22 protein-coding genes are annotated in these 18,672 nt (G+C 43.3%); all 22 read right to left on the bottom strand.

What is annotated here, in order from left to right:
• The 22 genes from GXP75_RS01155 to fliG all read right to left on the bottom strand — a co-directional run bounded on the left by GXP75_RS01155 (nucleotide 1) and on the right by fliG (nucleotide 18,660).
• The gene (locus tag GXP75_RS01155; RefSeq protein ID WP_242555981.1) at nucleotides 1-1,068 is read right to left on the bottom strand and encodes a protein-glutamate methylesterase/protein-glutamine glutaminase; all 1,068 of its coding nucleotides are present in this window, start codon (nucleotides 1,066-1,068) and stop codon (nucleotides 1-3) included.
• Nucleotide 1,069: 1 nt separating this feature from the next.
• Nucleotides 1,070-1,960, bottom strand: a complete 891-nt coding sequence (locus tag GXP75_RS01160; RefSeq protein WP_242555982.1) for a MinD/ParA family protein — start codon at nucleotides 1,958-1,960, stop codon at nucleotides 1,070-1,072.
• The gene (gene flhF / locus GXP75_RS01165; RefSeq protein ID WP_242555983.1) at nucleotides 1,957-3,063 is read right to left on the bottom strand and encodes a flagellar biosynthesis GTPase FlhF; all 1,107 of its coding nucleotides are present in this window, start codon (nucleotides 3,061-3,063) and stop codon (nucleotides 1,957-1,959) included. The genes GXP75_RS01160 and flhF overlap by 4 nt, the downstream gene beginning before the upstream one ends.
• Nucleotides 3,063-5,096, bottom strand: a complete 2,034-nt coding sequence (flhA, locus tag GXP75_RS01170) for a flagellar biosynthesis protein FlhA (RefSeq protein ID WP_214914565.1) — start codon at nucleotides 5,094-5,096, stop codon at nucleotides 3,063-3,065. The genes flhF and flhA overlap by 1 nt, the downstream gene beginning before the upstream one ends.
• Before the next feature lie 32 nt (nucleotides 5,097-5,128).
• Nucleotides 5,129-6,211 carry a flagellar biosynthesis protein FlhB gene (gene flhB / locus GXP75_RS01175; RefSeq protein ID WP_242555984.1) on the bottom strand — a complete coding sequence of 361 codons (1,083 nt, stop codon included), beginning with the start codon at nucleotides 6,209-6,211 and terminating at the stop codon, nucleotides 5,129-5,131.
• On the bottom strand, nucleotides 6,211-6,990 hold the full coding sequence (fliR, locus tag GXP75_RS01180; protein ID WP_242555985.1) for a flagellar biosynthetic protein FliR: 780 nt from the start codon (nucleotides 6,988-6,990) through the stop codon (nucleotides 6,211-6,213). The genes flhB and fliR overlap by 1 nt, the downstream gene beginning before the upstream one ends.
• Nucleotides 6,991-6,997: 7 nt before the next feature.
• On the bottom strand, nucleotides 6,998-7,267 hold the full coding sequence (gene fliQ / locus GXP75_RS01185) for a flagellar biosynthesis protein FliQ (protein ID WP_003328930.1): 270 nt from the start codon (nucleotides 7,265-7,267) through the stop codon (nucleotides 6,998-7,000).
• A gap of 14 nt (nucleotides 7,268-7,281) precedes the next feature.
• On the bottom strand, nucleotides 7,282-7,947 hold the full coding sequence (gene fliP / locus GXP75_RS01190; RefSeq protein ID WP_061670779.1) for a flagellar type III secretion system pore protein FliP: 666 nt from the start codon (nucleotides 7,945-7,947) through the stop codon (nucleotides 7,282-7,284).
• Nucleotides 7,940-8,548 carry a flagella biosynthesis regulatory protein FliZ gene (fliZ, locus tag GXP75_RS01195; RefSeq protein WP_396022443.1) on the bottom strand — a complete coding sequence of 203 codons (609 nt, stop codon included), beginning with the start codon at nucleotides 8,546-8,548 and terminating at the stop codon, nucleotides 7,940-7,942. Before fliZ ends, fliP begins: the two co-directional genes overlap by 8 nt.
• A gap of 68 nt (nucleotides 8,549-8,616) precedes the next feature.
• Nucleotides 8,617-8,979, bottom strand: coding sequence for a chemotaxis protein CheY (cheY, locus tag GXP75_RS01200; protein ID WP_003328933.1), 363 nt, complete (start codon nucleotides 8,977-8,979; stop codon nucleotides 8,617-8,619).
• Between the two features lie 26 nt (nucleotides 8,980-9,005).
• Nucleotides 9,006-10,145 carry a flagellar motor switch phosphatase FliY gene (fliY, locus tag GXP75_RS01205; protein ID WP_242555987.1) on the bottom strand — a complete coding sequence of 380 codons (1,140 nt, stop codon included), beginning with the start codon at nucleotides 10,143-10,145 and terminating at the stop codon, nucleotides 9,006-9,008.
• Nucleotides 10,135-11,133 (bottom strand): flagellar motor switch protein FliM, encoded by a 999-nt coding sequence (fliM, locus tag GXP75_RS01210; RefSeq protein WP_003328935.1) that lies wholly within the window; start codon nucleotides 11,131-11,133, stop codon nucleotides 10,135-10,137. Before fliM ends, fliY begins: the two co-directional genes overlap by 11 nt.
• Before the next feature lie 33 nt (nucleotides 11,134-11,166).
• Nucleotides 11,167-11,589 (bottom strand): flagellar basal body-associated protein FliL, encoded by a 423-nt coding sequence (gene fliL, locus GXP75_RS01215; RefSeq protein ID WP_061571568.1) that lies wholly within the window; start codon nucleotides 11,587-11,589, stop codon nucleotides 11,167-11,169.
• Nucleotides 11,586-11,801 (bottom strand): swarming motility protein SwrD, encoded by a 216-nt coding sequence (gene swrD / locus GXP75_RS01220; RefSeq protein ID WP_061571567.1) that lies wholly within the window; start codon nucleotides 11,799-11,801, stop codon nucleotides 11,586-11,588. The genes fliL and swrD overlap by 4 nt, the downstream gene beginning before the upstream one ends.
• 41 nt (nucleotides 11,802-11,842) lie before the next feature.
• Complete coding sequence (flgG, locus tag GXP75_RS01225) at nucleotides 11,843-12,637, bottom strand: flagellar basal body rod protein FlgG (RefSeq protein WP_150223850.1); 795 nt, start codon at nucleotides 12,635-12,637, stop codon at nucleotides 11,843-11,845.
• Nucleotides 12,638-12,664: 27 nt separating this feature from the next.
• Nucleotides 12,665-13,093 (bottom strand): flagellar hook assembly protein FlgD, encoded by a 429-nt coding sequence (gene flgD / locus GXP75_RS01230; RefSeq protein WP_061571565.1) that lies wholly within the window; start codon nucleotides 13,091-13,093, stop codon nucleotides 12,665-12,667.
• Nucleotides 13,090-14,514, bottom strand: a complete 1,425-nt coding sequence (locus GXP75_RS01235) for a flagellar hook-length control protein FliK (protein ID WP_242555988.1) — start codon at nucleotides 14,512-14,514, stop codon at nucleotides 13,090-13,092. The genes flgD and GXP75_RS01235 overlap by 4 nt, the downstream gene beginning before the upstream one ends.
• Nucleotides 14,515-14,525: 11 nt before the next feature.
• On the bottom strand, nucleotides 14,526-15,125 hold the full coding sequence (locus GXP75_RS01240; RefSeq protein ID WP_061571563.1) for a MotE family protein: 600 nt from the start codon (nucleotides 15,123-15,125) through the stop codon (nucleotides 14,526-14,528).
• Between the two features lie 11 nt (nucleotides 15,126-15,136).
• On the bottom strand, nucleotides 15,137-15,580 hold the full coding sequence (fliJ, locus tag GXP75_RS01245) for a flagellar export protein FliJ (RefSeq protein ID WP_003328942.1): 444 nt from the start codon (nucleotides 15,578-15,580) through the stop codon (nucleotides 15,137-15,139).
• Between the two features lie 2 nt (nucleotides 15,581-15,582).
• Complete coding sequence (gene fliI, locus GXP75_RS01250; protein ID WP_003328943.1) at nucleotides 15,583-16,899, bottom strand: flagellar protein export ATPase FliI; 1,317 nt, start codon at nucleotides 16,897-16,899, stop codon at nucleotides 15,583-15,585.
• A complete protein-coding gene (gene fliH / locus GXP75_RS01255; protein ID WP_150223847.1) occupies nucleotides 16,896-17,651 on the bottom strand; it encodes a flagellar assembly protein FliH in 756 nt (251 codons plus the stop codon). Before fliH ends, fliI begins: the two co-directional genes overlap by 4 nt.
• Nucleotides 17,644-18,660: a flagellar motor switch protein FliG gene (fliG, locus tag GXP75_RS01260; RefSeq protein WP_003328945.1), complete on the bottom strand. Its 1,017-nt coding sequence runs from the start codon at nucleotides 18,658-18,660 to the stop codon at nucleotides 17,644-17,646. Before fliG ends, fliH begins: the two co-directional genes overlap by 8 nt.
• Nucleotides 18,661-18,672: the final 12 nt, after the last annotated feature.

Raw genomic sequence — 18,672 nt, forward strand, 5'->3', positions numbered from 1 at the left:
TCACACCCTCTCTTTTTTCACACTGCTTGTGATGGCTGCTGCGATATCTTCTACATGCTTGATTTCATGTATGAGGCCTGTTTTAATTGCCGATTTCGGCATTCCAAATACAACACAGGATTCTTCAGATTCAGCTATTGTTTTCACATTTCCCGCCGCAAGAATTTCTTTGATGCCTTCTGTGCCGTCGCTTCCCATGCCGGTCATAATCACCGCAACCTTTGCATAGTCAGAAAGCCGGCTAACAGATCGGAACAAATAATCGACTGACGGTTTATGGCGGCTTGGCGTCACTTTGCTGTCAAGACTAATCTGAAGTCCGGCGCCCGTTTTTACAACCGACATGTTTTTACCGCCCGGCGCAATGTAAACACAGCCTTCTGACGCCATTTCGCCATCTTTTGCTTCTTTTACTTGTATATCTGACAAATGATTTAATCTGTCGGCTAAAGATGCCGTAAATCCTTCAGGCATATGCTGGACTATGAGAACCGGCGCTTTAAGATCCTTCGGCAATTTCGGAATTACCTTCTGCAATGCCCGGGGGCCGCCCGTTGACGTGCCGAGACATACAATGTGCTTTGCGGTGGCAGATATCGGTTTTACTAACTCAATTTTGGCGACGCGCCTTGGCGGAGGGGGAGTAATTGGTGCAGCTTCAGTCTTTTGTTCCGTTGAGAGCCCTGCTGCAATTACTCTTTCCACCAATTGTTCTTTTATTTTATATAAATCCAGAGAAATAGAGCCGGAGGGCTTTGTGATAAAATCAAACGCCCCCATCTCCAAACAGTCAATTGTAACTTCTTTTCCTTGCTGCGTTTGGCTAGATACCATAATGACCGGCAATTGATAGGTATCGAGAATTTTTTGCAGCGTATCTGTTCCATTCATTACAGGCATCTCAATATCAAGCGTCACAACGTCTGGCTGAAGCGCATTAATTTTTTGCAGCGCCTCTTCTCCGTTTCTCGCTGTTCCGATTACTTCTATCTGACTTTCGGCGGTTAGAAAATCGCTTATCAGTTTTCTCATAAATGCTGAATCATCAACTACAAGAACACGAATCACATTATGTCCTCCTCATTAAAAAAGAAGATAATTTCTCAATAAATGTCTGTTTCTCTTCTGCAGGTTGGTTTTCTTCTATTTGAAACAGGACATCCGCCAAGAGCCGGACAGACCTGCTTACTCTTGATTGAGGACTTTTTATCATAAAAGGCACCTGTTCAATAACAGCCTTACTCACTAACGGATCATCCGGAATGGTGCCGGCAAATTGAACAGCTTCATTCAAAAATGTTTTAACCGTATGAGAAAGGCGGGAAAACGTGTACAGCCCATCCTTTTGATCACGGGAACGATTAACCGCGACCTTCATTGACAGTTTGTTTCCTGTCTGCACCAAGTGTTTAACTGCGCTGTATGCATCCATAATGGCAGTAGGTTCAGGAGTGGTAACGATCAAAATATCATCTGCCGCCAAGATAAACGGCAGATGGTCTTTTGATAATCCCGCTCCCATATCGAACAGTACGTAATCAAACTCAGTTAAGGAACCGGCAAGCTCATTCATAAAAAATGACCATCTGTCCTGATCCAGTTCAAACATCGCATCAAGGCCGGTCCCTCCGGATATATACCGAAGACCCATTGGCCCCGCGGATAACGAATGGGTTAAAGGTTTTCGATCTGTTAATACGTTAATAATCGTTCGGGAAGATGAAGTACCGATTAACACATCAATGTTGCCCATCCCGATATCCAGATCAATCAGCAGCACCTTTTTGCCTTTTTCCTGTAGCGCGAGGGCCAGATTCAAAGTGATATTCGATTTTCCGACGCCGCCTTTGCCGCTCATCACAGCCAGCGTTTTCGCTTTTCCCGGATAAAGTACAGGCACATTTCTCAGCCGTGACTCCATTTTTTTTCTTAATGTTTCGGCTTGATCCGGTCTGGTCATTTAATAAGCATCCTTACAAAATCCTGAGGAGTAACTGATTGTATATCTTCCGGCACATTTTGGCCGTTTGTGATAAACCCTGCTCCGATTTTGGATTCTGCCAAAATATGAAATACAGAGCCTAATGAAGCTGTCTCATCAGCCTTCGTAAAAATGAATTGATTGACCGGCACGCTTGAAAATCGTTTGACGATGTCTTTCATGTCTTCATACTTAGAAGTTGCCGGCAATACAAGAAATGACTGTATGCTATTTTCAAATGGAATCGTTTCTTTTAACTCTTCAATGTATTGTTGTTCTTTAAAATTTCTGCCGGCCGTATCAATAAATACATGATCATATTCAGAGAATGTTTCTTTCGCCTGCAAAAACTCTTCTTTTGTATAACAGACTTCCATTGGCGCCTGCAGCAGCTCCGCATAAGTTTTCAGCTGCTCGACTGCCGCTATCCGGTATGTGTCTGTTGTGATAAATGCGATTTTTTTATGTTTGTCCAGCATAGAAGACGCTGCGAGCTTTGCCAGCGTTGTCGTCTTTCCGGCGCCTGTAGAGCCAAATAACACGATATATTGGGAAGAGATCGCTTCCTGCCACCTATCTTTCGGCGGAAGCGCCTCGCATAAAATATCCTGTAATTTACGAACCACGTTCTCTTCAGTCAGATCGCCTGCTGAAATTGAGGCACGAAGTAAGCGGCTCATCACACTGGTTTTAATGGAATCTTTGATTCCCGCATCCTGCAGAAGCTGTTCGGCCTTTTGAAGCGGTTCAGGCAGCATTGACTGATAATCAGACATTTCATTCCGAACGGCCTGAACTGTCTCATGTACCCGCTGTTCCTGCTCTTGAACACGCGGAGCACTGGAGGGCGCTTCAAGAGATTTTTTCGGCACAGTATCAATTTTCGGATCAGGTTTTCGCTGCTCCGAAAAATCCTGATCCATTACAGCTATAACCTCAACAGCTGATTTTTTTGAAAGTCCAAACCATTTCCGCTTTTGGACTTGCTTTGAATTTAATATCACTGCATCTTTGCCCAGCTCTTTTTTTATTTGAATCGCAGCTTCCTGCATTGATGCGGCAGTAAATTTTTTTATTTTCATTAAATATCCACCACTCCAATGCTTTGTACTTCAACATTTGCCTCAAGCTCGTTATATGAGAGTACAGGCAGTTCCGGGAAATATCGTTCAAGCAGCTGCTTCACATACATTCTGACAGGCGGTGAACAAAGCAGGATCGCGGACTCTTGCCTGATAGACAGTTGTTCTGCCTCTTTGGCGACAGAGCGCACAATACTTTCGGACACATCAGGCTCAAGCGACAAATAATTGCCGTGCTCTGTCTGCTGCACACCATCAGCTATCGCTTTTTCTACCCGGCCTGAACAAGTAATCACCTTTAACGTTTCATCTTCTTTAGCAAATTGCGCTGTAATTTGTTTAGCCAGCGCCTGTCTCGTATATTCTGTCAAAAGATCAGAGTCTGTGGTTAGTTTTCCATAATCCGCAAGCGTTTCAAATATCGTCACTAAATTCCTGATGGACACTTTTTCTTTTAAAAGCTTAGAGAGAACCTTTTGGATTTCACCGACAGACAAGGGATTAGGCGTCACTTCGTCCACAAGAACAGGATACGTTTCCTTCAAGTGGTCGATCAGCTGTTTCGTCTCCTGCCTTCCGATCAGTTCGTGTGCATATTGTTTTATCTTTTCCGTAATATGGGTGGAGACGACCGAAGCCGGATCAACAACCGTATAACCGAGCATATCCGCTTCGTCTTTTGCGGCTTCCCCGATCCATTTGGCTGGGAGCCCGAATGAAGGCTCTATCGTTTCTATGCCTTCAATCAGATCATCTTCAGATGACGGAGACATTGCTAAATAGTGATCAAGCAAAAGCTCACCTTTTGCCACTTCATTCCCTTTAATTTTTAAGCGGTACTCATTCGGCTGCAGTGCAATATTATCCCGAATGCGCACCACGGGAATCACAAGACCCAGTTCAATTGCGAGCTGCCGTCTGATCATTACGATGCGGTCCAAAAGATCGCCGCCCTGATTAGCATCCGCAAGCGGGATAAGACCATATCCAAACTCAAATTCAATCGGATCGATATGCAGTAGATGTACAACGCTTTCAGGGCTCTTCAGCTCATCCACTTCCGCTTCTTCCTCAAGAACTTCATCCACTTCTTCTTTTTGCTTTCCGGCCTTTGAAAGCGAATAGGCTCCAAAAGCCAGCAGGCCAGCAAGAGGGCCAGTAAGCAGAATCCCGATCGGTGTAAATAAACCAAGTAATAAAATCGTTGCCGCCGTGACATAGAGAAGTTTCGGGTACGCGAAAAGCTGACCTGTAATGTCATGTCCGAGATTTCCTTCCGAAGCCGCCCGCGTCACCACGATTCCCGTGGCCGTTGAGATTAAAAGCGCCGGAATTTGCGAAACGATCCCGTCGCCTACCGTCAGCATCGTAAAGTGGGAGGCCGACTCTTGAATGCTCATGCCTTGCTGAAGCATTCCGATAATAATGCCGAAAATAATATTAATCATCACGATGATAATTCCGGCAATTGCGTCCCCTTTTACGAATTTGCTTGCTCCGTCCATCGCTCCGTAAAAGTCAGCCTCTCTGGCTACCTTTTCACGACGGTGTTTCGCTTCCTGCTCCGTCACCATGCCCGCGTTCAGATCAGCGTCAATACTCATCTGCTTTCCGGGCATCGCATCAAGGGTAAATCTTGCAGCCACTTCGGAAACACGCTCTGCACCTTTTGTAATCACGATAAACTGAATGATAATCAAAATAATAAATACAACAAGTCCGACTAAAACATTGCCGCCGACAACGAAATTGCCGAATGTCTCAACGACTTTTCCCCCTTCGCCCTTTGACAGAATCGAACGGGTTGTCGATACATTCAGCCCGAGCCGAAATAGCGTCAATAACAGCAGCAATGACGGGAAAATTGAAAATTGCAGCGGTTCTTGCATATTCATTGTGGTGAGAAGCACGATCAAAGCAAGAGAGATATTAATAATGATCAAAATACTTAACAACCATGGAGGAAATGGGATGACCAGCATTGCCACAATGAGGACAACACTAATTAAAACGGATAAATCTCTTGTTGACATGCTGTTTTTTCTCTCCTTCTGAATCTGAAAATTCAATGTACTTTTTGTTTCGTTTTATAGACATAAGCTAAAATTTCTGCAATGACTTTAAAAAACTCTTCCGGCACTGCCTGATCAATCTCAACCTGATCATATAACGCACGGGCAAGCGGTCTGTTTTCCACCGTCATCACATCATGCTCTTTTGCAATCTGTTTGATTTTTAATGCAAGATGGTCAACGCCTTTTGCAATGATATATGGGGCATCCATCTTGTGCTCGTCATATTTTAATGCGATCGCATAGTGGGTCGGGTTTGTAATAATGACATCCGCTTTCGGCACTTCCTGCATCATGCGCCTCATTGCCATTTCACGCTGCCTTTGCTTAATCTTTGATTTAATAATCGGATCTCCCTCTGATTTCTTATACTCGTCTTTTATATCCTGTTTTGACATTCGGATGTTTTTCTCATAATCAAATTTTTGATATAAATAGTCGAGCCCGGCCAGAACCATTAAAGCCCCGGCGCCGCTCAGCCCCATCCACAGAGTTAGTTTAGAAACAAAGGAGAGAACCTCTTCCGGCGTCAAGAGCGGCAGACGGAGGATTTCTCCGTAGTGCGTCCAAAGCACAAGAAAGGCGGCAAAGCCTACAACCGCAATTTTTAAAATAGACTTCAGCAGTTCTACAATCGCTCTCATGCTGTATATTCGTTTAAACCCTTTTAAAGGGCTTAGTTTTTTCAGATCAGGCTTGATCACTTCTGCAGAAAATAAGATTCCAACCTGCATGTAATTGCTTATGACGCCTGCTATAAGCGCGACAAGCATGACAGGAGCGAGAATGATGCCTGTATCCTTTAATAAATCAATAAACAACGTGTGGACATTCGACATCGAAAGTTTCATCGTCAGCGATTCTGTATAAAACGTTTCAAGGAATGACAGCAGCCTGTCTCGCATGTACGGTCCGATAGCAATGAAAGAAAGAAACACCACCAGCAGTGAAACCGCGGTATTTACATCGGCACTTTTGGCAACCTGGCCTTTCTTTCTCGTGTCCTGTCTTTTTTTCGGTGTTGCTTTCTCCGTCTTTTCTCCGGCAAAAAATTGCAGGTCCAATCTTAGCTTCATTATGAAACACCGACCAATGCTAATAGATTCCGCATCGTTTCTATTGTCAGGCTGAAGATGTTTTGGATGACACTGAAGATAACGGACATACAAACAATCAGCATGATGAAACTGACAGCGATTTTTAAAGGCAGCCCCACAACAAACACATTTAGCTGCGGAACCGTCCGGGCCACAATACCTAAAGCAAGATCAACCAAAAAAAGACTGGCAACGACCGGCGCCGACATTTGAAAGGCGATAATAAACATAGCATTGAAGCTTTTTGCTATGAAATAAGCAAACTCTTCATTTCCAAAGGCAGGGAACGCCTGGTCTATGGAAATATATTGAAAGCTGTAATAAATGCCGTCTAGCAGCAGATGATGGGCATTGACACTCAGCATGAACAAAAGCGCCATTGTATATATAAATTGTCCGATTAACGGACTCTGTGCACCCGTTTGAGGATCGATAACGTTTGCAATCGCAAATCCCATCTGAAAATCAATAAATGAGCCGGCAATCTGAACAGCGGCGATCATAATAAAGGCAATCAAACCAAGACTAAGTCCGACTACAGTCTCTTTAACCGCAAGAAGCATGTAATGTTCGTCTATTTCGATTGAAGGTGCTTGATCGAGCGTGCTGAAGCAAATCACAGCGAGAAAAAAAGCAAACCCGATCCGATGCACAGCCGGCACATTCCGATGGCCGAAGAGCGGAATCGTCACAAAGAAAGCGGAAATCCGAATAAAAACCAATAAAAAAGCGGGAAATAAATCAATTATTGAATTCATGGATTCATTACCCTGCAAATCGGTTTAAATTAGAAAACAGCTCTGTTGTAAACGAAAGAATAGTCGACAGCATCCACGGACCGAAAAAAATCAGTCCTAAGAGAACCGCCACAATTTTCGGAATGAACGCAAGAGTCTGCTCCTGGATTTGTGTTGTTGCTTGAAAGATACTGACGACCAAACCGACCAATAAAGCGATCGCAAGCAGAGGTCCGCTGATCAGCAGCGTTACATACACGGCTTTTTCCGCCATGGAAATTACAAATTCTGAACTCACGTTTAACACCTACCCTAAAAGCTCTGCAGCAAAGATTTCACAATTAAATACCAGCCGTCTACTAAAACAAACAGTAAAATTTTAAAGGGCAGAGAAATCATAACCGGCGGAAGCATCATCATTCCCATAGACATTAAGACGCTCGCCACTACCATATCAATAATTAAAAAAGGAATAAAAATCATAAAACCGATTTGAAACGCTGTTTTCAGTTCCGATATGGCAAACGCCGGAACCATTGTCGTAAGGGGAATGTCTTTTAGCGATTCGGGTTTATCCATTTTGGCGTAATTCATAAACAATGCCAAATCCTTTTGACGTGTATGCTTACTCATAAATTCTTTAATCGGTTCCTCTGCTTTTGTATAAGCTTCATCAAGGCTGATTTTGTTATCCATCAATGGCGTCAGCGCTTCCTTATTAATCTCTGAGAACGTCGGAGCCATGATAAAAAAAGTCAAAAACAGCGCAAGCCCGATGAGAACCTGGTTGGGCGGCATAGACTGAGTGGCCAGCGAAGTTCTGACAAAGGACAGGACAATGACAATGCGTGTAAAGCATGTCATCAGAATTAATATTCCAGGCGCAACTGAAAATACAGTTAACAATAATAATAATTTCACAGTTGAACTGACGTTATCCGGATCGCTTGAATTGAAAATATTAATAAACTCATTCATGGTGATGTGGGCCTTTCTTCTTTCCTTCAGAACGGTTTTGTTTCAGCTCTTCAAGCTGTTCTTTTAATGCTTTTGAGAATGACGGAAGCATCTGCTGCGGCTTCTTCTCAGAACTCTTTAATGGATTCACCAGTTTCGGCCACTCCACTTTGCTGCTCATTGTCTCTTCGTGCTGAGCGAGAATCGCCTCTCGTTCTTCTTCATCGTCGATTTCTTTTAGCAGCTGGATCGTATCTCCCACACCGACAACCAAAACCCTTTTCCCTACTTTGATCAGCTGTACTGAACGGTTTTGCCCGACAGATGTGCCGCCGATGTTTTCAACATATTGAAATGGCTTTAACAGGCGGTTCCTTTTGTTCATAAGCTTAACCAATCCATAAATCAGCAGGATGACAAACAGCAAAGCGAAAATCAACTTTACAAAATCAAAAGCTGAGACAGAAGAAGCTGAAGCCTCTTCTACCCCATCATCAGCAGTTTGTTTCGTTTTTTTAGCCTTTTGCTCTGATTTGCCGGTTGTTTTCCCATCTTTATTTTGAAACCATTCGTTTACGGTTGAATCACCGGAATCTGCCGCAAATGCAGAAAGCGGATGCATACTGAACAAAATGAAAAAACTTATGAAAGCTATTACATAGTGCTTTTTATTCAACAGTCGTACACCCTTTAACTTAATGTTTTATTAATCGCTTCAAGTACACGGTCTGCTTGGAAAGGTTTTACGATAAAATCTTTTGCTCCTGCCTGAATGGCATCAATGACCATCGATTGCTGCCCCATTGCAGAACACATAATAATTTTCGCTTGAGGATCAATTTGCTTAATTTCTTTTAAAGCTGTAATCCCGTCCATTTCTGGCATCGTAATATCCATTGTAACTAGATCAGGCGAATGCTCTTTAAATTTTTCTACCGCCTGCGCTCCGTCCTGGGCTTCAGCTACTACATCAAAACCGTTTTTCACCAAAATATCTTTAATCATCATTCTCATAAATGCTGCATCGTCTACAATCAAAATTCTGTGTGCCATAAGTTTGTCTCTCTCCTTGTGGTTGGTTATTTTAAGTTGTTAATTCGTTCTGCCTGACTCAAAATGTCAGTGACTCTTACACCGAAGTTTTCCTCAATGACCACGACCTCGCCCTTCGCGACGATGCGCTGGTTGACTAAAATATCAACAGGTTCTCCGGCCAATTTATCAAGCTCAATAATGCTTCCGGCTGAAAGCTCAAGAATTTCCTTTACGCTTCTTTTTGTTCTTCCAAGTTCCACAGTAATGGAAAGCGGAATATCCATCAGCATATCAAGATTATTCAAATGGGCTTGAGGCGCCTCATTCGGGTCAAATGCCGAAAATTCCACCGGCGCTACTTGTACAGGTGCTGCTTTTTTCGGCTTCCCCTGTCTCTTAGGCGTTTGCTGCGGCTGTGATTCCACCCGCGGCCCCGGCATGACGGCCTCTTCTGGGGCCTTGTAGGTTTCTTCCGGCTCCTCTTGCTGAATATCCTCATTTGAACTTCCTGTATTCATCAGATCTGAAATTAGATCTTTTGCAAATGTAATGGGATAAAGCTGCATAATATTTGAGTCAATTAACTCCCCGACTTTTAAGCGGAAAGAAACTTTGACAAGCATTTCGTCAGCAGGGATACGATCTGTTCCCTTTTCTTCATTGACATCGAGCAATTCCACACGAGGCGGCGAAATGTCGATCTTTTTACTGAATACAGTGGACATTGAGGTTGCAGCCGAACCCATCATTTGGTTCATTGCTTCCTGAACGGCGCTCAAGTGAATTTCACCAAGCGAAGGATCTGCTCCCTTTCCGTCTCCTCCGATCATCAGATCAGCAATAATAGCCGCGTCACTTTGTTCTACGACAAGAAGATTGCTCCCGCTGAAGCCTTCAGTATAATTCACTTCAATAGCGACATACGGATGCGGAAATTCATCGCTGATTTTACTTTTTGATATAACGGTTACACTCGGCGTCGTAATGTCCACTTTTTGATTTAAAAGCGTGGAAAGAGCTGTTGCCGAACTGCCAAATGAAATATTCCCAATTTCCCCGATCGCATCTCGCTCCATCTCTGATAAATCCAGTTCAGGCTTCGCCGGTGCCGGCTCCTCCGAAGTGCTGCCGCTGCCATTAAGAAGCGCGTCGATTTCATCTTGGGATAATCTATTATTCTCCATCTTTTTCACCTCTTATGTCGTGATCTAAAATTTGCACTGCCTGTTTTCGATTCACCCGGCCGGCCTGTCCTAAAAATTTCGGTTTGTCTCCGACCAATACAGTAAGAGGGTCAGTTACTGATTTGTCCAAAGTGATACAGTCCCCGACTTCCAAACTTAAAAACTCTTCTATCGTCAGTTCAGATGTGCCGAGCTCTGCCACGACAGGAATCTGCGCTGTCATGATACGTTTTTCAAGCGACTTGGTTTCTTCCGGCTTCGGTTCATTTCTTTCGGATTGCATCCAATAATGGACGGAAAGCTTAGGTATAATCGGCTCGAGTACGACATGCGGAATACAAAGATTAATGACGCCGCTGATTTCGCCGATTTGCGTGTTTAGTGAAATAACCACGACCGTTTCATTAGGCGAGACCATTTGAACAAATTGAGGATTCACTTCAAATTCGGTCATTTCGGGTTCAATATCAGCAATAGATTGCCAAGCCTCTTTGTAATTGCCCAGTGCATTTTCAAATAAATTAGAAATAATTTTCGTTTCAATTTCAGTCAGACTGTCAACCTTGTTATGACTGATTCCAATGCCGCCCATCACCCTGTCCATCATCGCGTAGGCCACAGTCGGATTGACTTCCATCATAATTCTGCCTTCCATCGGATGAACATCAAACAAGTTTAATATGGTCATGTTCGGTATAGAGCGAATAAATTCTTCATATGGAACCTGGTCGACTGAACTGACAGAAATATGAATATAAGTTCTGAGCTGCGCAGAAAAGTGAGTGGTAAGAAGCCTTGCAAAATTATCATGAATTCTCGTTAAACTGCGGATTTGGTCTTTAGAAAACCGCAAAGCACGTTTGAAATCATAGACCTTCACTTTTTTCTCGCTGTCTTCCTTTTTCAGTTCTTCTGCGTCCATTTCACCTGTTGAAATTGCAGAAAGCAATGCATCTATTTCGTTTTGGGAAAGAACTTCTCCTGACATTTTCCTCACCTCCGTATTCTGTCAAAATCATTTTTATTGCAGATTAAAGGAGGTAATATATACTTTCTCTACTTTTCCTTCTTGGAGATAACTGTTCACTTTATTTTTTAATTCCCTTTTAAAGGCTTCTTTTCCCTTGTCTCCCTCAATCTTATCGGCGTTCGTATCTGCCAGCAGTGTAATAATGGCATCCTTCACCTGAAAGTCCCGTTTTTCCAGTTCTTCCTTGGCTTTTTTTGAATCGGTCTCAAGTTTTATTGCAATCCTGATGATGTGATCAGATTTTAAATTCGTTGTTATTTCTTCTATGTCTACTGAAGACTCGACAATTTCGTCTATGGTCGGTTCCTTATCACTTTTACCGAGCTTCCCGCTTACGATAAAATAAGCAGCCGTCCCTAAAGCGCTGATTGCAATAAGAATAATCAGCATAATGATGATTAATTTTTTGTTCATTCTGTTTCCTCTACTCCCTGATCCATTGAAAATACTTGTATTTTTTGATAGAAAGATAAGATCTTATTCAAAACGGCTTCTTCATTCTCTTTCACTACAAATTTCTTTCCGTTTGACAGTGTGATAGTGGTGTCCGGAAAGCATTCTATCTGTTCAATAAAAAGAGCGTTAAGCGTAAAGGGCTGGCCGTTCAGACGAGTTACTTTAATCATAAAACAGCGGAGAAGCGATAGCCTTCGCCTCTCCTCCCTCCCTACCGTTTAAGGTTAACCAGCTCTTGAAGGATTTCATCAGACGTTGTAATAATTTTCGAGTTCGATTGGAAACCGCGCTGCGCGACAATCATTTCGGTGAATTCATCTGTCAAATCAACATTGGACATTTCAAGGAAACCTGATTTAAGCTTTCCTGTTCCTCCATCGCCCGGTATATTAGCAGCGCTTGGAGTTCCTGAATTCGAGGATTCACGATACAAGCTGTTTCCGATTTTATCTAAACCATCACTGTTTGCGAATGTGACAATACCGATTTGACCGCCATCTATCTTTTCTCCTCCTGCCCCTACAATTGACACGCTTCCATCAGGCCCAATGGTAAAGTTTTGGGCATCCTTAGGAATTGTAATTTCGCCTCCGCCGAGTTTTTGCACGTAGTAGCCGTCACCAGTTACCAATTTACCTTCATTATCCAAATAGAAGTTGCCAGCTCTTGTATAAACTGTTCCCTCTCCGTTATCAATTTGAAAATAGCCATCACCATCTATCGCTAAGTCAAGTGTTCTTCCGGTACTTTGAGTTGCACTTGTAGAATGAATGGTGTCAATCGTGCCTGTTGATGATCCTAAACCGATCTGTTTCGAATTTGTACCGCCGAACTGAGCGCCGGCCGCTGAACCGCCTGCAATTGTCTGGCTGACCATATCTTTAAATGTAACCCGGCTTTTTTTAAATCCTACTGTATTTACGTTAGCGATGTTATTCCCGATAACATCAAGCTTTGTTTGAAAGTTTTTCATGCCGCTGATTCCAGAATATAGTGAACGTAACATGTCAATTCCCCCTGATTTTTTCTGTTTTTATTTGGATGTTTGTCCGACAGATGTAACATTCCACGGACTGATCTCTTTGCCGTCTTCAAGAACAAGAAAGTATTCACCTTTTGAGTGCTTGACAGAACTGATCGTACCTGTCTGTTCCTTGCCGTCTTGACCTTCACTCCATGACACATCTTTGCCGATCCAGTTCACATAGGTTGTAAACGGATCTTGGTAATCTACAAACTTTGTCATTGTCGTGTTAAGATTCATCATTTGTTCCAAGCTTGAGAAGGTGGCCATCTGGCTGATGAATTCTTTATCATCAACCGGATTGAGCGGATCCTGGTTTTGAACTTGTTTCATTAAGATTTTTAAAAATTCATCTTTCCCCAAGCTGGTGTTATTCGTACTGGATGAGCTCTTTTTATTGATGTTTGACAGTAAGTAATCTGAATCAATTGTCGTCATTCCTCTTCCTCCAATTCAACATGGGAAATCTCATCCAAAAGGTCGCCGAATTCATTTGTTTGCTGCTTTTGTTTCTGCTGCTTCTGTCCGTCATGCTGGTGTCTCTGCTCTTCAGAAAGCTGGCCGTAAACTGGCTGATCTCCTGATTGAATCGGAAGAGTGAAACGGTCAACCTGCACTGCCATATTCGGCAAAGATTGCTTGAGCTGCGGAAGGTGCTGTTCCAACAGTTCCTTGGCCGATTGGCTGGATGCGATAATTTTACTTTGAAACATTCCGTTTTCATTTGTCAGTTTAATCGTAACAAAGCCCAAATGTTCAGGATTCAGCCGAATCGTAAAACTGCCGCTTGATCTCCCGAAAGGCGTATATTTCATCTGTTTCCACGCGCTGATCACTTGATCAGTAAGAGGTTTGCTTTCCGTTGCCGGTGATTCTGCAGACAGCTGCGCCGCCATACTCTGAATCCCGCTGCTCCGATGTCCTGAAAACAGCATATGTATTCCTTGCTTGCTGTCAGCTGCCTGAATGCTTTTTGGTGAGCGGTTTTCTCTCTCAATCGCTGAGGACTGAGTTGATAGCGGTACACGTTTACCCTCTTGGGACGAGTCAGATGATTTTGACAACAGGAAGGCTTTCAATTCACTTTCAGCCATGTTCCAATCTTTAGTCCCTTTTTGCGGCAGTGCCGTTATTTGTTCCATTAAGCTTCGAAAACTCTTCAGCTCCGCATTGGACATCGTATAAAGCTTAGAGGCTGATTCCTGTTTGGTAAACACCTGCTGTTTGAGTTCCTCGATAAGCTGATCTGACGCCCCCTTTTCTTTTAGAGCTGCCAGAAAGCTATCGCCGTTTTTGTAAATGGCCTGAGCTTGCTGTTTATTTTCTGATAGGTCGCTTTCCTTCAATAACTGGTAAAGGGCTGTTTGGATGAAAATAAGCACGCTGTCAGTGGACTGCTCTGCCTCATTTTCCTTTTCATCAGATGATTCATCGGCAGTCATCTCATTGGGTTCTGATACAGCGGCATATTCAGCTGGTACAGAATTTTGAGAGTCATCTTGCATTCCCGTCTGCTCAGGCAGGATGGCTTTAATCATCTTCATCAGATTTTCCAGCATCGGCACAATTGCTTCATCGGCCTGTTTTCCTTTTAATGTATTCAACGTCTGTAAAAGCTCTGCTGTTTGTTTTTCCTGATCTTCAGGACTTGCTTTCAGCCAGTCACCTATCTTTTTCAAGGCATTTTCTAAGAGCTGTTGATCGTTTGTCGAAGTATCCTTGACTTGGTCTGTCTGTTTCACCGAACCGATCTCAGACAAAAGCCAGTTTTGGAAAAACCCCGCTTCACTTTTGTTGTTCTTCGCTGCAGCGCCTGTTGCGGTCTGCATACGTGTTCCGGCTAATTCAAGCAGCTTCACCTTTATTCCCCCTACTCTTTACCGGCGGCAATTTTTTCTGTATAATTTGCCGCTTGCTCAGGAGTCATTTTTGTCAAAATGTCTGCAAGCTGCTTTTTGCTTAAACCATTCAAGATTTTCAGCGCTTCCTGCTCTTTTAATTGTGCAATGATTTTCGCAGCCTTTCCGCTGTCCATGCTTTTGTAAATGCTGATGACCTTGTCACTCTCTGCAGAAGCAGCTGTGGATGTTTTTTTCTCATCCTTACTTTGGCTTTCCGCTGTTTTTTCGAGGGAGCGAATTTTCTGGTTAAGCCTGTCTATTTCAGCTTTACTTGTGTCTAAATCCTTGTTTAATATACTGATTTCGCTTTTTTGATCTTTGATGGTCTTTTCAAGTGCAGCTGTTTTACTTTCTTCTTGTTTGGCGGCTGTTTCTTTACTGTTTTCTGTTTCGGGAACCAATTCTTTAAGAATCGGTGTTTTGGCGGCTGCCTCCTGAATCGGCTTTATCATATCCACGCCAGCTGCCCACAGCACAACCGCCCCCGCTATAATCAAAAATATCAGCGGAAAGATGACAATAAACAGAATCGATCGAAACTTACCGGATTCTTTTTGTTTGTCCGACATGACATTCGCTCCTAATGGCCTTGAATCATAAACTGCTTAATCGAGATATCGTCCATTTCTTTCATCTCAGCAGCTTTGTCTTCAAGAGCAAACATTTTAAACTGTTTTTCACGCATTTTTTCGAATTTCTTTACTTCTATATTTTTTTCTGTCAGAACGTTTTGCTTCTCATTCATTTGGTTTCTTTTAATCATCACAAGTTTTTGATAATGATATATGGTGTTCTCTAGGTTAGTGACGAATTGCTGGTAATGTCTCATTTCTTGGACACTCATACCGCTTTTAAGCTTGGTTTCTTTATTTTTCTCCAGCTGCTCTTTTTTGCTCATATTCTCATATAGCTTCTCTGCAACTGTTTCAAATTCAGAAACCGATTTTTGATACTCCGACAATGATTGATCTTTTTCATTCTCTTTTAATTCCAGCAGCTTTTGGAACCTAAATTGATAAGCCACGGTTATTCCCCTTTTCCTGTCAGGCTGGTTAATGCAGCAACGCTTTCTTCTAAAGTTGAGGATTCTTCTGTTCCTTGTTTTAGAAATTGTATGAGCTGCGGGTAAAACTGTATGGCTTCATCAATTTCTCGGGAAGATCCTCTTTTATATGCTCCGATGTTTATCAGATCTTCTGAGTTTTGATAGGTTGACAGAAGCTCTCGGAATTTGTTGGCTGCGTCTAAATGGTGCGGTGCTGATATATTCGACATGACGCGGCTGATGCTTTTTAGTACGTTTACCGCCGGAAACTGCCCTTTATTCGCCAGAGCCCTGTCTAATACGATATGTCCGTCTAAAATCCCGCGGACTGTGTCAGCTATAGGTTCATTCATATCGTCTCCATCAACTAAAACGGTATAAAAAGCTGTGATCGTTCCTTGTTCATTTGCGCCGGTTCTTTCTAAAAGACGGGGTAAAATAGCGAACACGGAAGGTGTATATCCTTTTGTCGTCGGCGGCTCTCCTGCCGCCAGCCCAATCTCCCGCTGCGCCATTGCCACCCTCGTGACTGAATCCATCATGAACATGACATTTTGTCCTTTATCGCGGAAATATTCAGCTATCGCCGTTGCTGTATAAGCGGCCTTGAGCCTCATTAATGCAGGCTGATCTGAGGTAGCAACCACAACAATTGAACGTTTCAGTCCTTCTGGGCCAAGGTCCTTCTCAATAAATTCACGGACTTCTCTCCCGCGTTCACCGACAAGGGCGATGACGTTCAGGTCTGCTTCCGTTTGCTTTGCGATCATTCCCATCAGCGTGCTTTTTCCGACACCGCTGCCTGCAAAAATGCCGATCCTTTGGCCTTTGCCTACCGTCAATAAACTGTCAATCGACCTGACTCCGACAGCCATTTTCTCCCGAATCGGCGGCCGCTTCATCGGATTGGGCGGCGCCTGATCCGTCGATACCGGCGAAAGCCCTTTCGGCAGCAGCTTCCCGTCCAGCGGTTCGCCAAATGCGTCAATAACCTGTCCGATGAGACCTGCGCCTACTTTTATCCTGAGCGATTCTCCGGTAGCTTCGACGATGCTGCCAGGCGAAATGCTTGCTGCTTCCAGATAAGGCATTAAGAGAATATTCTCATCCTGAAAGCCGACGACCTCGGCTTTGATCACTTTATCTGACGACCCCTTCGGATGAATGAGGCACACGTCACCTATCGAACTCTCAGGCCCTTTTGATTCAATCATCAGTCCGATGACCCGTTTGACCTTTCCGTATCGCTTATATGAATCCGACATTTCGACACAATCTATCAGATGCTGTGTCTTCATTCATCTGCACCTGCTTCCAGCGCCGTCAAAAGTTTATGCTTTAATTGCATCAGCTGGGTATCAACGCTTGCGTCCACCCGGCCAAATGGCGTTTCTATATAACAGGAACCCTCAGCCGCTTTATCATCTGCATATAAGCCCAATCTGCACTCTTTATGAAGAAGCTGCTGAATTTCGTCTTTATGCTGATACACTGTCTCATAATAATGAGGGTCAACATATATCGAAATGTCATCGTAATCCTTCACTTCATTGATAACTTGTTTGACAAGCAGAACGAACGCCTCTTTGTCATCAGCTTTTTGTTGCCAGACTTTTTTAGCCAGAGCAACAGCGAGCTCTACAATCTCTTCAGATGCACTTTCCAGCTTATCCTCCAGATCTTTTCTAGACATTTTGGCAATATCATTCGCCTGATTAATCAGCCCCGCGTATTGCTGTAAAGCTTCTGCTTTTCCAAGCTCTACGCCTTGTTCGAAGCCGTCTTGTTTCGCTTCCTCAACCAGAAGCTGCCTTTCGTTTGCCCAATTGTTTTTTTCCTGTTCAATTTGGCGGCGGATATTTTCCACTTGGGTGGCTGCCTGTTCTGACATTCGGTCAGCTTCTGCTTTGGCCCGCGCTATAAGGGCTTCCGGCTTTACTTCTGCATGCGGTTCAAGATCGATTTTTTTCAGACGAACTTCTTGCAAAGAGAGTTTTCTTCTTTCCTTTTCTGGGGAAATAGATGATTCTTGTTTAATAACATTAGACAATAATATCGTCCCCTCCGCCTCTCGCTATTACAATTTCACCTGCTTCTTCAAGCTTTCTGACGATGCCTACAATTCTTGATTGAGCTTCTTCGACATCACGTAAACGTACAGGACCCATAAATTCCATTTCTTCTTTAAACGTTTCAACCATACGCTGTGACATATTGCTGAATACAATATCTTTGACTTCTTCGCTTGCAACTTTCAAGGAAAGCAGAAGATCGTCATTTTCCACATCGCGAATGACTCGCTGAATTGCACGGTTATCAAGCGTAACAATATCCTCGAACACAAACATCCGTTTTTTGATCTCGTCTGCCAGATCCGGATCCTGTATCTCTAATGAATCCAGGATCGTCTTCTCTGTCCCACGGTCCACTCCGTTAAGCACTTCGACTACGGCTTCAATTCCGCCGGTTTGTGTATAATCTTGCGTAAAGGCAGAGGATAATTTTTGTTCAAGCACCCGTTCTACCTCATTAATGATTTCAGGTGAAGTTCTGTCCATCACCGCAATCCTTCTCGCTACTTCGGCCTGCACCTCCGGATTAAGCTCGGATAAAATTTGTCCGGCCTGCACAGGGTCCAGATAGGATAAAATCAGCGCCATGGTTTGCGGATGCTCTTGCTGGATAAAATTTAAAATTTGCTCCGGCTCTGCTTTTCTGGCAAAATCAAACGGTTTAACTTGCAAAGAAGATGTCAGTCTGTTTAAGATATTTTCCGCTTTATCTTCTCCAAGCGCTTTTTCAAGAACTTGTCTTGCATAGCTTAAACCGCCCTGAGAAATGTAATCCTGAGCGATTGCGATATTATGAAATTCTTCAATAATCTCATCTTTTTTTGAATGATCCACACTTCTGACCCCTGAAATTTCCAAAGTCAGTCTCTCTATTTCTTCTTCAGATAAATGCTTGTACACCGAAGCTGACACATCTAATCCTAAGGAAATCATGAGAATGGCCGCTTTTTGTTTTCCTGTAAGCCTGTCTTGATCACGTCTCGCCATTTCTAATCCCTC

Origin of the sequence: Bacillus sp. HU-1818 (genome assembly GCF_022695965.1) — a bacterium.
Classification (GTDB): Bacteria; Bacillota; Bacilli; order Bacillales; family Bacillaceae; genus Bacillus; species Bacillus atrophaeus.

Coding starts and splice junctions, on each gene's coding strand:
- fliR (WP_242555985.1), bottom strand. CDS start 6,990: ATGAATTCAATAATTGATTTATTTCCCGCTTTTTTATTGGTTTTTATT.
- swrD (WP_061571567.1), bottom strand. CDS start 11,801: ATGATTAAAGTAACTCGTCTGAACGGCCAGCCCTTTACGCTTAACGCT.
- flgG (WP_150223850.1), bottom strand. CDS start 12,637: ATGTTACGTTCACTATATTCTGGAATCAGCGGCATGAAAAACTTTCAA.
- fliI (WP_003328943.1), bottom strand. CDS start 16,899: ATGAAGACACAGCATCTGATAGATTGTGTCGAAATGTCGGATTCATAT.
- GXP75_RS01160 (WP_242555982.1), bottom strand. CDS start 1,960: ATGACCAGACCGGATCAAGCCGAAACATTAAGAAAAAAAATGGAGTCA.
- flhB (WP_242555984.1), bottom strand. CDS start 6,211: ATGAAGCTAAGATTGGACCTGCAATTTTTTGCCGGAGAAAAGACGGAG.
- fliM (WP_003328935.1), bottom strand. CDS start 11,133: ATGTCAGGAGAAGTTCTTTCCCAAAACGAAATAGATGCATTGCTTTCT.
- cheY (WP_003328933.1), bottom strand. CDS start 8,979: ATGGCACACAGAATTTTGATTGTAGACGATGCAGCATTTATGAGAATG.
- flgD (WP_061571565.1), bottom strand. CDS start 13,093: ATGACGACAATTGATTCAGATTACTTACTGTCAAACATCAATAAAAAG.
- flhF (WP_242555983.1), bottom strand. CDS start 3,063: ATGAAAATAAAAAAATTTACTGCCGCATCAATGCAGGAAGCTGCGATT.
- fliZ (WP_396022443.1), bottom strand. CDS start 8,548: ATGCATCCGCTTTCTGCATTTGCGGCAGATTCCGGTGATTCAACCGTA.
- fliL (WP_061571568.1), bottom strand. CDS start 11,589: ATGAACAAAAAATTAATCATCATTATGCTGATTATTCTTATTGCAATC.
- flhA (WP_214914565.1), bottom strand. CDS start 5,096: ATGTCAACAAGAGATTTATCCGTTTTAATTAGTGTTGTCCTCATTGTG.
- GXP75_RS01240 (WP_061571563.1), bottom strand. CDS start 15,125: ATGTCGGACAAACAAAAAGAATCCGGTAAGTTTCGATCGATTCTGTTT.
- fliY (WP_242555987.1), bottom strand. CDS start 10,145: ATGGAGAATAATAGATTATCCCAAGATGAAATCGACGCGCTTCTTAAT.
- fliG (WP_003328945.1), bottom strand. CDS start 18,660: ATGGCGAGACGTGATCAAGACAGGCTTACAGGAAAACAAAAAGCGGCC.
- fliP (WP_061670779.1), bottom strand. CDS start 7,947: ATGAATGAGTTTATTAATATTTTCAATTCAAGCGATCCGGATAACGTC.